The organism is Streptomyces sp. CO7, assembly GCF_053474865.1.
Map to the genome: position 1 here is coordinate 86488 of NZ_JBRIOU010000001.1, position 599 is coordinate 87086.

Annotated in this window: 1 pseudogene; it reads right to left on the reverse strand. The window is 78.8% G+C overall.

Annotation, left to right across the window (positions count from 1 at the left end):
• Positions 1 to 599, reverse strand: a pseudogene (locus ACOV8S_RS00390) (serine/threonine protein kinase); the annotation flags it as partial.

Here is a 599-nt window from a genome sequence, read left to right on the forward strand (position 1 = left end):
GGCCGAGCCACTGGAGGGTGCGCCGGAGGTCGCCGACCAGGGGGTGGGCGGGGCCGTGCAGGCGTTCCACGTCCAGGGCCAGGCGGGCCAGGGTGTCGTGCGCGGCCTGGCGGTCGCCGAGGGCGAGCAGCAGGTGCCCGATGCGGCGGCGCAGGTCGTGGGCGCGGGCCGGGTCGCCGCCGGCGTACGGGTTCTCGTAGGCGGGCAGCAGCGCGCGGTACTCGGCGAGCGCGGCGGTGGCCTCGCCGAGCTGCTCCAGGCACAGCGCGGCGTCGAAGCGGAAGCCGAGCGCCTGCCGGTCGTCGTGTCCGGCCTCGGCGGCGCGTTCCTCGGCGAGGCGGCGCAGCTCGGGCAGGGCGCGGCGGTACTGGCCGTCGTCCATCAGGGTGGCGGCGTACAGCTTGCGCAGGGTGCGCACCACCGGGGAGCGCTCGCCGTGCTGCTGGGCGGCGTCCGGGAGGATCGCGCCGAGGAGGTCCACGGCCTGGGTGATCCGCCCGTCGCCGAGCAGCCGCTTGACCTCGTCCACGGCGTCGGCCACGGCCGGCTTGCCCGCCCTGGAGGCCGCCGGGCCGGCGGCGGGCGGCGGGGTGACGGGC